Below are 13,057 nucleotides of genomic sequence, written 5' to 3' on the forward strand. Positions count from 1 at the left end.
CGCCGCCGGGTAAAGGCATTACGCCTGACGTTTGTCTTCGGTCTGCGTGTCGAAATCGCGGGCGTCATGGCGCTCGTGCAACTGCTCGTCGAGCGGGCCATTGGTACGGTTAACCATCCGTCCGCGCTTCACAGCCGGGCGATTGCCCACGTCTTGCGCCCAGCGCAGCACGTTAACGTAGCTGCCGGCATCGAGGAATTCTGCGGCGTTATAGACGTTGCCCAGCACCACGTTGCCGTACCACGGCCAGATCGCCATATCGGCAATGGTGTACTCTTCCCCCGCCACAAAGCGGCCGCGCGCCAGTTGCTTATCCAGCACGTCGAGCTGACGTTTCGCTTCCATGGTAAAGCGGTCGATGGCGTACTCGATTTTTACCGGCGCATAGTTATAGAAGTGGCCAAAGCCGCCGCCGAGGAACGGCGCTGCGCCCTGTAGCCAGAACAGCCAGTTTAGCGTTTCGGTACGCCCGGCCGGGTCTTTCGGCAGGAAGAAACCAAATTTTTCCGCCAGATAGAGCAGGATACTGCCGGATTCAAATACCCGAGTCGGCGGAGTGGTAGAGTGGTCGCTCAGCGCCGGGATCTTCGAGTTCGGGTTAACTTCGACAAAGCCGCTGGAGAACTGGTCGCCTTCGCCGATACGAATCAGCCAGGCGTCATACTCAGCGCCTGCTACACCCAGCGCCAGCAGCTCTTCCAGCATGATCGTCACTTTCTGCCCATTCGGCGTGCCCAGCGAGTAGAGCTGGAGTGGGTGATTACCAACGGGCAGCACTTTCTCATGCGTGGCGCCGGAAACCGGACGGTTGATATTGGCGAACGCGCCGCCGTTATTCTGTTTCCATTCCCATACTTTCGGTGGTTGGTAGTGATTGTCGGACATACTGACCTGCCTCTTTAGTAAGGTGTACAAAAATAGTGAGGTGTACAAAAAGTCTAGCAGCTAATCTCAGGCCATAATCCGCGCGGCCCACACGCTGACGTCATCGCCGCTGCCGAGATCGGGCTGCACCAGGCCGTTGACCATAAACGTCGGCGACACATGAATGCCGTTCTGGCGGGCGTATTTACTGTGCCATTTGATCTCGTTTTGCAGCTCCGGACGGGCAAACGCCGCCGCCAGCGACACGTGGCTGTAGCGTTCAAGGCGTTCGATAATTTGCTGCGGGGTGGTATTCATATTCGGCCCGCTGCAGTGGTCGGTGAATTCAAACTCTTCACGATGATCGGCGACCGCCTGCAGGACTTTGTGCGCCTGCTCTCTGCCGTGCGGCAGGGTGGAGGCGGCCAGCACGCAGCGCACTATCACCCCGGAAAACAGATGCCACGGCTGGGACTGCAGGCGAATCTTAATCGTGACGTTCTCGGCGCCCACTTCATCCAGCAATTCATCGAGTTTATTGAAGGCGCGAACGGAAAACGGACAGGTTGGTTCGAGGAATACTTCAAAAGTCCGCGGTCCGTGTCCCCAGACCAGCGGCTGGGCATTGAGATGCGAAGGTGAGCTCATTGTCGACTCCTGATGTAGTGATGTTTTTTTGTTATGTGTTGGCTAACAATATCACTTCTGCCAATGGACGCCGGGTTATTTTCTATAAGGGCACGTTTAGCGAATCGAATGAGTGGTATCATCATTTCACCTCTGTCTGGTAAGTGCCTGCGGCAGGATAAGAAGAGGGAGTTTTGTTCCGCCAACTGCCCGGGCTGCATTAATTTGAGGTCAGGCTAAATGAGTAAAGGATCGACCAGTATTGACGCCCCTTTCGGCACGCTTTTAGGCTACGCGCCGGGCGGCGTGGCAATTTATTCTTCGAATTACAGTAGCTTAAATCCACAAGATTATCCGGATGACGCCGCTTTCCGCAGCTATATCGGCAATGAGTATATGGGGCATAAATGGCAATGCGTAGAGTTCGCGCGGCGCTTTTTATTCCTCACCTACGGTTTTGTTTTTACCGATGTCGGTATGGCTTATGAAATCTTCTCGCTGCGCTTTCTGCGCGAAGTGGTGAATGACAACATTCTTCCCCTGCAGGCCTTCGCCAACGGCTCGCGCCGTCCGCCGATCGCCGGTTCGCTGCTAATCTGGCAGAAAGGCGGCGAGTTTAAACATACCGGACACGTGGCGGTGATTACGCAACTGGTAGGGAATAAGGTCCGTATCGCCGAGCAGAACGTCATCCACGCGCCGCTGCCGCAGGGGCAGCAGTGGACCCGCGAGCTGACGCTGGAAGTGAAAGACGGCGTCTACACCATCAAAGATACCTTTGCCGATACCGAAATTTTAGGCTGGATGATCCAGACCGCCGATACCGAGCATAGCCTGCCGCAGCCGGTGCTGCCGGGCGAGGAGATGAAAATCAGCGGCGCGCGGCTGCCGAATAAAGGCCAGTTCCGCGGTAACTGGCTCAACGAGAAAGACACGCTGCAAAAGGCCTATGTTGAAGCCAACGGTCATTTCATCAATCAGGATCCTTACCAGTACTTCACCATCAGCGAGAGCGCCGAACAGGAGCTGATTAAAGCGACCAACGAACTGCACCTGATGTATCTGCACGCCACTGATAAGGTGATGAAGGATGACAACCTGCTGGCGCTGTTCGATATTCCGAAAATTCTCTGGCCTCGTCTGCGCCTCTCGTGGCAGCGCCGTCGTCATCATATGATTACCGGGCGCATGGATTTCTGCATGGATGAGCGCGGGCTGAAGGTGTACGAATACAACGCCGACTCTGCCTCTTGCCATACAGAAGGCGGATTGATCCTCGAACAGTGGCTGAAACAGGGCTATCGCGGTACCGGCCATAATCCGGCGGAAAATCTGCTTGAGGAGCTGGCGGGGGCGTGGAAGCACAGCCGCGCGCGGCCGTTCGTGCACATCATGCAGGATAAGGATCTTGAAGAGAACTACCATGCCCAGTTTATTCAGCGTTCGCTAACCGAGGCGGGCTTTGAGAGCAAAATTCTCTTTGGCCTTGATGAGCTGCGCTGGGATGCCGCCGGACAGCTTATCGACGGCGATGGCCGCCTGGTTAACTGCGTGTGGAAGACCTGGGCGTGGGAAACCGCCATCGAGCAGGTGCGGGAAGTCAGCGCCGATGAGTATGCGGCGGTGCCGATTCGTACCGGTCATCCGCAAAATGAGGTGCGCCTGATTGACGTCCTGCTGCGCCCTGAAGTATTGGTATTCGAACCGCTGTGGACGGTTATCCCCGGCAACAAGGCGATTCTGCCGGTGCTGTGGTCGCTGTTCCCGCATCATCGCTATCTGCTGGATACCGATTTTGTGGTCAATGACGAGCTGGCGAAAACCGGTTATGCAGTCAAACCGATCTCCGGGCGCTGCGGTAATAACATCGATCTGATAAGCCCGCACGATGAGGTATTGGATCAGACCAGCGGGCAATTTGTCGATCGCAAAAATATTTACCAGCAGCTGTGGTGTCTGCCGAAGGTTGACGGCAAGTACATCCAGGTGTGCACTTTTACGGTGGGCGGTAACTATGGCGGAACCTGCCTGCGCGGCGATGATTCGCTGGTGGTGAAGAAAGAGAGCGATATTGAGCCGTTAGTCGTGCTAAAAGACGACGAGTAGCGGCCGCAAACCGGGCAGCGGCTAGCATCGCAGCCCGGCACCTGCAAAGCTTCAACGTACAACTAACACAACAACAAGACAGAAAAGGAAAAGCATATGCACGATCGGCGCCTCGCCGCCCGCGCGGGTGAACTTAAGCCCTCCGCCGTCCGCGAACTTCTCAAACACAGTAAACTGCCCGGCGTTATTTCGCTTGGCGGTGGTATTCCGGCTCCGGAACTGTTTGATACCGAAGGTCTCAACCTCGCGGTGCAAAAGGTGATGAGCGAACGTTTTAATGATGCGTTCCAGTACGGCCTTACCGAAGGTTATCCGCCGCTGCGTCAGGCGGTGAGCGAAATCTGCCAGTCGCGCGGCGTGGCCTGCTCGGCAAGCCAGGTGTACATCACCTCCGGCTCGCAGCAATCGCTGGATATTGTCGCCCGCACGCTGCTCGATCCGGGCGATGCGGTCGTCGTTGAACGCCCGACCTACCTTGCCGCGCTGCAGGTATTCCAGCTGGCGCAGGCGAATATCCTGAGCGTCGATACCGATGATAACGGGATGCTGGTTGAACAACTGGCCGATCTGCTGGAGACCACTAAGGTTAAAGCGGTCTATCTGGTGCCGACGTTTGGCAACCCTGGCGGTAAAACCCTCAGCGACGATCGTCGCCAACGGCTGGTAGCCTTAGCGAAGCAACATGATTTTGTGATCATCGAAGACGATCCCTACGGCGAAATCAGCTTCACCGATAAAGTGCGTCGTCCGCTGTATCAACATGCGATCGAACAAGGCTGTGAAGATCGGGTGGTGTACACCTCCACGTTCTCCAAGATCCTCGCGCCGGGAATGCGTATTGGCTGGATCGTGATGCCGGAATGGCTGGCGCACCAGGCGGTGATCGTGAAGCAGGCGGCGGATCTGCATACCAATATGCTCTCTCAGGTCATCACCGCTGAGTATCTGGGAATGAATCGCCTGAACGATCAGATCGCCCTGATCCGCGAAGACTACCGTAAGAAGTGCGTGGCGCTGGCTGATGCGCTGGAAAGCCGTCTTGGCGAGCATCTTGAGTTTAGCCGCCCGGAAGGGGGAATGTTCCTGTGGGCCCGTTTCCGCTATCCGTTCGATACCATGGCGTGGCTGAAAAAGACGCTGGAAAACGGCGTGGTTTACGTACCTGGTGAAGCGTTCTACAACGATAATCCGGATACCCGCACCCTGCGTCTTTCCTATTCGACGGTTTCTGAAGCCGGTCTGCTGACCGCCGTCGAACGTCTGGCGAAATCGCTGTAATCTTTTGTCTCCGCACCGATGACCGGTGCGGAGAGCTTTAAATCGGGGGAGGGGTTACTCCTGCTCGGCGATGCGATCGTCAAGCCAGATAAGCATCAGGGAAGAGAGAAAAGCGACAGCAATAGTGCCAATAAACAACAACATAAAAATTTCCTCAGGGGTTTTATTATTTTTCTAATGTAACCGGTGAGTGGCTATTTTTGTTTGCAATGGTGATTTTAGTGTCACGCTGAGCCGTTGCAAGGGTAAAAAAATCATCAGCGTCAACATCGAAATTCAGGACGATTTCCCGGTATTTTCTGGCGTTAACGAGTTCTTTAGCTTCTTTCATACTACTGGCGATAATAGTAGGCATCAGTTTCATCTCAGTTTGAAAACTAGCAGGCAAAATAAAAGCTTGTTCGTATCAGATCAACATTTTTTTGCTACTTTACACATCACCAGAAAGTCTGTCTTTGCGCAATCGTAACCAGAGTGGGAGCGTATGCAGAAGCGGAGGCCAGATGACCCCGCTCACCGTCTTAAAGCTGATACTGCCAGGAGAACAGGAAGCGCTTTTCGGCTTCATCGAGATAGGTGTTGTTATCCTGCACGTAGGTCATAAATTTCACCGCGTTATGCTCGGTCAGGTTATATCCCACGCCGACCCCGGCGAAATAACCTTTATAGTTATCGCCATCGTCGTTTTTCGAGCCATACGACCCCCCGGCGAAGCCCAACAGGCGCAAATCGGCGCTCAGTGGTTTCAGGACAAATGCGCCGAGATAGCCGCTGCTGCCGGAGATATTCGTCGATTCAAAACCGTTTTCCGGCGACGGCATGCCGTTAAAACCCGACTGCGAACAGGCGCTATGTTGATCCTTATTACAGGCCATATGGTCGCCGGTATTATAGGTATAACCGGCCATCGGGAATATTTGGAAGCCTGCTGGTTCAAAGCCAAAATAACTGAGCGGCAGGAACGTGCCGATAGAATAGTTGGTTTGTGAGGAGTCATCGGGATAAACATTTTTCCCAAAGTTAAAGTTAAAAATACCAATCGGAAATAGCCATGAACCGCCGACGCGCCATTCCGTGGCGTCGCTATTAATACGCACATTGAGTTTCCGCGCTTCGTCAAAGGCCAGCGAGCCGGAAAATGCGAGATTGCTGTCATCCAGATCGTAGTTATCTGACCACGTCATGCCGAATTTGGTGGTCACTTTAGTCGGGTCATCCGCCGATTTCTCGGCGTTGGTTTTAACTTCCCCCGTCTGGGCAAAGAGCGCGCCTGGCAGCAGACCGATACACAGCGCACATACCGGGAGATATTTAATAAGCATAAAAAATTCACAATTAAAAAATAAAATACAACCAACTACTGTACACGACGATATTCATCGCTAATATCACCGATATATTTAATTTTGCATTTGCCTGTAAGACGTTTTAATTATTTACGCTATTCCCGTCATACTTCAAGTTGCATGTGCGTTGGCAATAACTCGGCCCATCCTTGGGCCTCGCCCTTACGGGCGCTGTAAACAGCGTTCAAATTCGTTCCTGACGAATTTGTCCTCGCTCACCCCAGTCACTTACTGGAGTAAGCTCCTGGGGATTCCCTGCGTCGCCGCCTTCCTGCAACTCGAATTATTTAGGGTATATAAAAAATTAACCCGCGCGCGGCGGGTTAATAATGTAAACGATATTAAATAATGCTTATAGCAGGCCAATCTCTTTCGCGGTGCGGTCCACGGCGCGTTTGGTTTTTTCAACCAGTTCATCGAGTTCGTTATGTCCGGCTATCAGCGCCGGCGCCATGATCATGCGCCCCAGCGTTGAGCGGATGATCACGCCTTCCTCAAAGCCGATGGTGCGACAGCGCCAGGCCAGTTCGTTCTCGTTGGCAAAGCGTTTGCGAGTGGCTTTATCTTCAGCAAACTGCAGGGCGGCCACCAGCCCGGCTCCCTGCACCTCGCCAATAAGCGGATGGTTTTCGAACACCTCGCGCAGCGTTTTTTGCAGATAGGGGCCGCTATCGGTGCGAACCCGGGTGACGTGGTTTTCATCGCGCAAGGCTTTCAGGTTGGCAATCGCCACCGCGGCCGCCACCGGGTGGCCGGAATAGGTCAGGCCGTGTGGGAAAACGCCGCCTTTTTCCACCAGCACGTCGGCCATGCGCTTGCTCAGCACCAGCCCGCCCATCGGTACGTAACCGGAGGTTAGCCCCTTGGCAATCGATAGCGTATCCGGTTCAAAACCAAAGTACTGATGCGCAAACCATTCACCGGTACGGCCAAAGCCGCCAATCACCTCATCGGCGCACAGCAGCACGTCATATTGCCGGCAAATACGTTGGATCTCCGGCCAGTAGCTTTCCGGCGGGAAGATCATACCGCCGGCGCCCTGGAACGGCTCGGCGATAAAGCCGGCGACGTTTTCCGCGCCCAGCTCAAGGATTTTCTCTTCCAGTTGGCGGGCGCAGCGCAGGCCGAACTCCTGCGGCGTCAGGTCGCCGCCGTGCATAAACCAGTAGGGTTCATCGATATGGGCCACGTCCGGTATCACCCCGCCCATTTCATGCATGAACTTCATGCCGCCGAGCCCGCTTGCCGCCAGCGTGGAGCCGTGATAGCCGTTCCAGCGGCCAATCATCACCTTTTTCTCCGGCTTACCGAGGATCTGCCAGTAACGGCGAACGGTGCGAATCAGCACTTCATTCGATTCCGAACCGGAGTTGGTGTAGATAGCGTGGCTGTAGTGCGGCGGCAGTAGGCTGAACAGTAGCTCGGAAAGCTCGATAACCGCCGGGTGGGTCGTGTGGAAGAACATATTGTAATAGGGCAGTTTGGCAAACTGCGCCGCGGCGGCGTCCGCCAGATCCTGGCGGCTGTAGCCCAACTGGGTACACCACAGGCCGGACATTCCATCGAGGTATTTATTGCCGTCGTTGTCCCACAGGTATAGTCCTTCGCCGCGTACCATGACGCGCGCCCCTTCGGCGTTCAGCGCTTTTTGATCCAGGAAGGCGTGAATATGGTGAGCCGCATCTGAATGTTGGTAATCGGACGTCGAACGGTTCTGATTGCTTGGATTAGTCATTTCGTCTCTCCTGTCTGCTGAAACTGAAACCAGGTGGTTTTGAGGCTGGTGAATTTATCAAAGGCGTGCAGCGACAGATCGCGGCCAAAGCCCGACTGTTTGTTGCCGCCAAAGGGAACGGTGACGTCCAGCGCATCGACGGTATTTACCGAGATCGTTCCGGCGGTCAGCTGCGCGGCGACGCGATGGGCGCGGTGCAGATTGTCGGTCCACAGCGAGGCGGCCAGCGCATAGATATGGTTATTCGCCAGATGGACCGCCTCCTGCTCGCTATCGAAGGCGCAAACTGCCAGCACCGGACCAAAGATTTCCTCTTTCCACAGCGCCATCTCTTCGTTCACGTCGGTCAGTAGCGTCGGCTGAACATAGTTGGCGACGCCGTCTATTTCCACCGTACGGCCGCCGGTAAGCAGCGTTGCTCCCTCGTCTTGCGCGCGGCGGATAGCCGCCATCACTTTTTCGGCATGGGCGGCGCTGACCATGGCCCCCATGCGGCTTTGCGGTTCGAGCGGATGCGCCGGAGCCCAGGCCTGCATTTTTTCCTGTAGTTTGGCAATGAAGGCCGCGTAAATCGGGCGCTCAACCAACAGGCGGGAGTTTGCCGAGCAGACTTCGCCCTGATTAAAACAGATGCCGAAGGCTGCTTTTTCAGCGGCCAGGTCGAGATCCTGGCAGTCGGCGAAGATGATATTGGCGCTCTTGCCGCCGCACTCCAGCCATACCTGTTTCAGGTTGGACTGGGCCGAATAGGCCATAAAGGCTTTGCCGACGGCGGTTGAGCCGGTGAAGGCGATGACATCGATATCGTGATGCAGTCCCAGCGCGCTTCCGGTTTCGGTTCCCAGCCCGGTCACCACGTTAAGCACGCCTGGCGGAATACCGGCCTCCAGCGCCAGTTCGCCCAGACGCAGGGCGCTAAACGGCGAGTTTTCCGAGGGCTTGAGGATTACGCTATTGCCGGCGGCCAGCGCCGGACCCAACTTCCAGGAGGCGAGGTCCAGCGGGAAATTCCACGGCACGATGGCGGCAACCACGCCGATGGGCTGGCGGGTAATAGTCGCCAGCGCGCCGGGCCTGGCGGGAGCCACTTCATCGTAGAGTTTATCTACGCTTTCGGCATACCAGCTGAGGATGTGCGCGGCGCCGGGGACATCAATGTTCAGCGCATCGTTGACCGGTTTCCCCATGCTGACGCTCTCCAGCAGCGCCAGCTCTTCGCGATGCTGAAGGATCAGCGCCGAGAGGCGCAGCAGCGCGCGTTTACGCTCCTGCGGCGCCAGCCCCGACCAGACGCCGGAAGTAAACGCGCGGCGCGCGGAGGCGACGGCAATATCGATATCTTCCGTCTGCAGCGAGGTGACTTCCGCCAGCAGCGTATTGCTGGCTGGGTTAATGGCGGGACAGGTTTTACGGCTTTTCGCGACGTACGGTTGACCATCGATAATGGCGTGGCTGATAAAGCGCTGCTCCTGCAGCTTGCGCTGCCAAAAGTTTCTATCAGACATGAACCTTCTCCTTCGCATGTTGCGTAATTGTTATTTATTTGTTTCTTTGAGTTCATGATGCAGTAGGCCAATGCGGCGAGAAAGGACTAAAAATCTAGGCAACCTCTATAAAAATCGTTGTTAGCCAGGATTGGCTATTTTCTGTGATCCAGGGCGGGAGGTTGTGCGTTGTGATGGCGTTCAAAAATCGGGGAGGTACAATTTTTCAATAGGCTGTAATGCAAAGAGTTTTTATTTGCGGTCAGTTTTCTACAACCCCGGAGCCTGCGTGCTTTTGGCGATATTAAATATTCTCAAATTAAGGTATTGAGAATATAAATACTAATTAAGGAGAAATGAATAACGGTGAAACGATCGAGTTCATCAGCCTGTTTTCATTAGCGGCAGCACGATTAATACGTTGTAATATAAGGTAGTTATATGCCTTGTTTTTTCTCATCCTGCTTATACTGGCCGAAGTACTATCCTCCGGCGCTCGCAATTTTTTCGCCAGGTATCTGTTAATTTTCTGTAAAAATCTGATCGCTGTCGGATTGTTGATCTTTTTCACGGCAGAGGGTTGCAGGCCAAGGTGTTCATCGTTTAAAGCTAACCAGCCTGCCTCCTTGATGATAAAAAAATAAGGTATCACATGCCCCATTTCACCCTGAAACAGCTCAAATACTTTGTTGCCGTCGTCGAGGCGGAAAGTATTGCTGAAGCCTCACGCCAGCTGCATATCGCGCAGCCGTCAATTTCCATCGCCGTGAAGACGCTGGAAGATATGTTTGAGCAGCAGTTTTTTATTCGCCACCACGCCCAGGGGGTATCAATGACCCCGAGCGGGCAGCGTTTTTATGAAAAAGCCAAAGAACTGCTGCGGCTCTCTTATCAATTTGAACAAAACTCGAAAGCCGATAATGAGCTGGTCTCCGGAATTATTTCCATCGGTTGTTTTGAGACCGCCGCGCCGCTGTATATGCCGTCGTTGATGGCCGGGTTTAAGAAAATTTATCCCGAAATCACCATTAAAATTTACGACGGCGAGCAGCACGAGATTGCTCACGGTCTGCACCGCGGGCGTTTTGACCTGGCTTTTCTCTACGACCTCGAACTGGATACCTCGATTTATACCGAGAGCCTCAACGCGCCGCAGAAACCCTATGCGTTGCTACCGGCGGACCACCCACTGGCCCAGCGGCACGCCGTACGGCTGTCCGAGCTGAGCAATCTGCCAATGATCCTGTTGGATGTGGTGCCAAGCAAAAACTACTTCATCAGCATTTTCAAAGATAAGGGCTACAACCCGCAGGTGGCCTACAGTTCGCCTTCGATTGAGATGGTGCGCTGCATGGTCGGCCAGGGGCTGGGCTTCTCGGTGCTGGTGACGCGTCCGGTGAATGACATGACCTATGACGGCCAGCAGGTACGCTGTGTGGAAATCCAGGATGAGATGGCGAATTCGGCGCTGGTAATGGCGCACCTGCGCAGTAGTGAACCGACTAAACCCACCAAACTGTTTATGGAATATTGCCGCAATGCGGTGTTGAGCCCGCCGCAGCAAGAAGTGAAAGTCGCCTGAATGAGTAAATTTACCCGCGATTAGCGCGGGTAAACATATTCATAAGGTATATTCTGCATTTTATTGCCTATAAAAAAACGAGGCTCTGACGATATTTTCATGAGCCTCGAAAGTCATGGTTATTTTCCTTTCAAAATCTCGTGCCTGAAAAATAAATACTGCGTATTCGCATGGCGGGAATGGCCTGAAGGCAGGGGGAGACCGCTGCATCATTATTTTATTCTCAGGTACTAAATTTATAATAATTTACCTGTGTATAACGGTTTATTAACCTCGGTCATGAGCAGAACATCATCCGAAGGACATATTTATGACCGTAGAAAAAATACAAATCGAGACGCTGGTTGTTGGCGGGGGGCAGGCCGGTATCGCCATGAGCGAGCACCTGAGCAAACAGGGTATTTCGCATCTGGTCGTGGAAAAGAATCGCATTGCCGAAGCATGGCGTACCGGCCGCTGGGATTCGCTGGTGGCGAACGGCCCGGCGTGGCATGACCGTTTTCCGGGCATGGAGTTTAAAGGCGGCGACCCCGATGCCTTTATTGCCAAGGATGATGTTGCGCAATACTTTGTTGATTATGTGCGCGAATTTAATCTCCCGGTGCGTACCGGCGTGGAAGTCAAAAGCGCGGTGCGTAACCACGGGCGTCCGGGGTTTACCATTGAAACTACCGACGGCGTGATTGAAGCGCTGAATATTGTCGCGGCGACCGGGCCGTTCCAGAAGCCGGTTATTCCGCCGATCGCCCCGCGCGACAGCGCCATCCATCAAATTCATTCGGCGAAATATTACAACCCGCAGCAACTGCCGGAAGGCGCGGTGCTGGTGGTGGGCGCGGGCTCGTCCGGCGTGCAAATCGCCGATGAACTGCAGCGCGCGGGCCGCAAGGTTTATCTGTCGGTCGGCGCCCATGACCGCCCGCCGCGCGCCTATCGTAACCGGGATTTCTGCTGGTGGCTGGGGGTATTAGGCCTGTGGGATGCCCCGGCCAGCGAACCCGGTAAAGAGCACGTTACCATCGCGGTTAGCGGCGCGCACGGCGGCCACACGGTTGATTTCCGTGAGCTGGCGCATCGCGGTATCACGCTGGTTGGTCTCACCGAATCCTTCGCTGGGGGCACCGTCTCCTTTAAAAATAATCTCGTCGAAAATATTCGCCTCGGCGATGAAAACTACCTGGCGCTGCTGGATGCCGCCGATGCTTACATCGCCGCCAATGGCCTGGATTTACCGGAAGAGCCCGCCGCACGGCAATTCTTAGCGGACCCGGACTGCATGACGTCGCCGATCCTGTCGCTCGATCTGGCGCAGGCGGGGATTAACACCATTATCTGGGCCACCGGCTATGCGGTGGACTACAGCTGGCTCAACGTCAACGCTTTCAATGAACAGGGCCGTCCTCAGCATCAGCGCGGCGTCTCCAGCGAACCGGGTGTCTACTTCCTTGGCCTGCCGTGGTTATCGCGCCGGGGATCAACCTTTATCTGGGGCGTCTGGCACGACGCGAAGCATATCGCCGACCATATCGCTACCCGCCGTAAATATAGCCAGTATAAAGACGCCAGCCAGCGTTAATCATGACTTACTGAACAGGATAACCATTATGCCGACCCATACTCGTATTCGGATGTTCAATACCAAAGAGACTTACCCTAATCAGACGCTGGACAATGACTTATGTCAGGCGGTGCGCGCAGGTAATACCGTCTACGTTCGCGGCCAGGTAGGGACGGATTTTGCCGGCAATCTGGTGGGCCTTGGCGACCCTAGAGCGCAGGCGGAACAGGCGATGAAAAACGTCAAACAGCTTCTGGAAGAGGCGGGGAGCGATCTGTCGCATATCGTCAAAACCACCACCTATATTATCGATCCGCGCTATCGCGAACCGGTCTATCAGGAGGTAGGAAAATGGCTAAAAGGCGTGTTCCCGATCTCCACCGGACTGGTGATTTCCGCGCTGGCGCAGCCGCAGTGGTTAATGGAAATTGATGTAATCGCCGTCATCCCTGATGACGCGGCGAAATAAGGAGGCAG

The 13,057-nt window shown here is 54.7% G+C and carries 13 protein-coding genes; 6 read left to right on the top strand and 7 right to left on the bottom strand.

Features of this window, described 5'->3' with window-relative positions; genetic code table 11:
- Positions 1-18: 18 nt before the first annotated feature.
- Positions 19-885 carry a glutathione-dependent disulfide-bond oxidoreductase gene (gene yghU / locus ABLV07_RS03600; protein WP_020077919.1) on the bottom strand — a complete coding sequence of 289 codons (867 nt, stop codon included), beginning with the start codon at positions 883-885 and terminating at the stop codon, positions 19-21.
- Between the two features lie 66 nt (positions 886-951).
- Positions 952-1,512 carry a thioredoxin domain-containing protein gene (locus ABLV07_RS03605; RefSeq protein WP_015369674.1) on the bottom strand — a complete coding sequence of 187 codons (561 nt, stop codon included), beginning with the start codon at positions 1,510-1,512 and terminating at the stop codon, positions 952-954.
- 20 nt (positions 1,513-1,532) lie between these two features.
- On the opposite strand from ABLV07_RS03605, the gene ABLV07_RS03610 reads away from it, so the two are divergent.
- The 3 genes from ABLV07_RS03610 to ABLV07_RS03620 all read left to right on the top strand — a co-directional run bounded on the left by ABLV07_RS03610 (position 1,533) and on the right by ABLV07_RS03620 (position 4,875).
- A complete protein-coding gene (locus tag ABLV07_RS03610; RefSeq protein WP_015369675.1) occupies positions 1,533-1,655 on the top strand; it encodes a hypothetical protein in 123 nt (40 codons plus the stop codon).
- A gap of 76 nt (positions 1,656-1,731) precedes the next feature.
- A complete protein-coding gene (gss, locus tag ABLV07_RS03615) occupies positions 1,732-3,597 on the top strand; it encodes a bifunctional glutathionylspermidine amidase/synthase (protein ID WP_020077920.1) in 1,866 nt (621 codons plus the stop codon).
- Between the two features lie 96 nt (positions 3,598-3,693).
- A complete protein-coding gene (locus ABLV07_RS03620) occupies positions 3,694-4,875 on the top strand; it encodes a PLP-dependent aminotransferase family protein (RefSeq protein ID WP_015369677.1) in 1,182 nt (393 codons plus the stop codon).
- A 166-nt stretch (positions 4,876-5,041) separates the two neighbouring features.
- Here ABLV07_RS03620 and ABLV07_RS03625 read toward each other — a convergent pair whose 3' ends face one another.
- From ABLV07_RS03625 to ABLV07_RS03645, 5 genes are all read right to left on the bottom strand, one after another.
- Entirely contained in the window at positions 5,042-5,230 is a 189-nt protein-coding gene (locus ABLV07_RS03625; RefSeq protein WP_015369678.1) for a hypothetical protein, read from the bottom strand.
- Positions 5,231-5,396: 166 nt separating this feature from the next.
- Entirely contained in the window at positions 5,397-6,197 is an 801-nt protein-coding gene (locus ABLV07_RS03630) for a hypothetical protein (protein WP_063445706.1), read from the bottom strand.
- 376 nt (positions 6,198-6,573) lie between these two features.
- Positions 6,574-7,956, bottom strand: coding sequence for an aspartate aminotransferase family protein (locus ABLV07_RS03635; RefSeq protein ID WP_042897817.1), 1,383 nt, complete (start codon positions 7,954-7,956; stop codon positions 6,574-6,576).
- On the bottom strand, positions 7,953-9,461 hold the full coding sequence (locus tag ABLV07_RS03640; protein WP_015369681.1) for an aldehyde dehydrogenase: 1,509 nt from the start codon (positions 9,459-9,461) through the stop codon (positions 7,953-7,955). The genes ABLV07_RS03635 and ABLV07_RS03640 overlap by 4 nt, the downstream gene beginning before the upstream one ends.
- A 325-nt stretch (positions 9,462-9,786) precedes the next feature.
- Positions 9,787-10,101, bottom strand: a complete 315-nt coding sequence (locus ABLV07_RS03645; protein WP_058675861.1) for a hypothetical protein — start codon at positions 10,099-10,101, stop codon at positions 9,787-9,789.
- Here ABLV07_RS03645 and ABLV07_RS03650 point away from each other — a divergent pair.
- The 3 genes from ABLV07_RS03650 to ABLV07_RS03660 all read left to right on the top strand — a co-directional run bounded on the left by ABLV07_RS03650 (position 10,093) and on the right by ABLV07_RS03660 (position 13,049).
- Positions 10,093-11,022 (top strand): LysR substrate-binding domain-containing protein, encoded by a 930-nt coding sequence (locus tag ABLV07_RS03650; RefSeq protein WP_015703484.1) that lies wholly within the window; start codon positions 10,093-10,095, stop codon positions 11,020-11,022. The genes ABLV07_RS03645 and ABLV07_RS03650 overlap by 9 nt on opposite strands.
- Positions 11,023-11,332: 310 nt before the next feature.
- Positions 11,333-12,598 carry an NAD(P)/FAD-dependent oxidoreductase gene (locus ABLV07_RS03655; RefSeq protein WP_015703482.1) on the top strand — a complete coding sequence of 422 codons (1,266 nt, stop codon included), beginning with the start codon at positions 11,333-11,335 and terminating at the stop codon, positions 12,596-12,598.
- Between the two features lie 28 nt (positions 12,599-12,626).
- Positions 12,627-13,049: a RidA family protein gene (locus ABLV07_RS03660; RefSeq protein ID WP_015369686.1), complete on the top strand. Its 423-nt coding sequence runs from the start codon at positions 12,627-12,629 to the stop codon at positions 13,047-13,049.
- The last annotated feature ends 8 nt before the right edge of the window (positions 13,050-13,057 follow it).

Origin of the sequence: Klebsiella sp. CN_Kp097 (assembly GCF_040064495.1) — a bacterium.
GTDB classification, from domain to species: Bacteria; Pseudomonadota; Gammaproteobacteria; order Enterobacterales; family Enterobacteriaceae; genus Klebsiella; species Klebsiella aerogenes.

Excerpts from the sequence above, each read along its gene's own strand:
- yghU (WP_020077919.1), bottom strand. The coding sequence starts at position 885 with ATGTCCGACAATCACTACCAACCACCGAAAGTATGGGAATGGAAACAG.
- ABLV07_RS03605 (WP_015369674.1), bottom strand. The coding sequence starts at position 1,512 with ATGAGCTCACCTTCGCATCTCAATGCCCAGCCGCTGGTCTGGGGACAC.
- ABLV07_RS03610 (WP_015369675.1), top strand. The coding sequence starts at position 1,533 with ATGTTTTTTTGTTATGTGTTGGCTAACAATATCACTTCTGCCAATGGA.
- gss (WP_020077920.1), top strand. The coding sequence starts at position 1,732 with ATGAGTAAAGGATCGACCAGTATTGACGCCCCTTTCGGCACGCTTTTA.
- ABLV07_RS03620 (WP_015369677.1), top strand. The coding sequence starts at position 3,694 with ATGCACGATCGGCGCCTCGCCGCCCGCGCGGGTGAACTTAAGCCCTCC.
- ABLV07_RS03625 (WP_015369678.1), bottom strand. The coding sequence starts at position 5,230 with ATGCCTACTATTATCGCCAGTAGTATGAAAGAAGCTAAAGAACTCGTT.
- ABLV07_RS03630 (WP_063445706.1), bottom strand. The coding sequence starts at position 6,197 with ATGCTTATTAAATATCTCCCGGTATGTGCGCTGTGTATCGGTCTGCTG.
- ABLV07_RS03635 (WP_042897817.1), bottom strand. The coding sequence starts at position 7,956 with ATGACTAATCCAAGCAATCAGAACCGTTCGACGTCCGATTACCAACAT.
- ABLV07_RS03640 (WP_015369681.1), bottom strand. The coding sequence starts at position 9,461 with ATGTCTGATAGAAACTTTTGGCAGCGCAAGCTGCAGGAGCAGCGCTTT.
- ABLV07_RS03650 (WP_015703484.1), top strand. The coding sequence starts at position 10,093 with ATGCCCCATTTCACCCTGAAACAGCTCAAATACTTTGTTGCCGTCGTC.
- ABLV07_RS03645 (WP_058675861.1), bottom strand. The coding sequence starts at position 10,101 with ATGGGGCATGTGATACCTTATTTTTTTATCATCAAGGAGGCAGGCTGG.
- ABLV07_RS03655 (WP_015703482.1), top strand. The coding sequence starts at position 11,333 with ATGACCGTAGAAAAAATACAAATCGAGACGCTGGTTGTTGGCGGGGGG.
- ABLV07_RS03660 (WP_015369686.1), top strand. The coding sequence starts at position 12,627 with ATGCCGACCCATACTCGTATTCGGATGTTCAATACCAAAGAGACTTAC.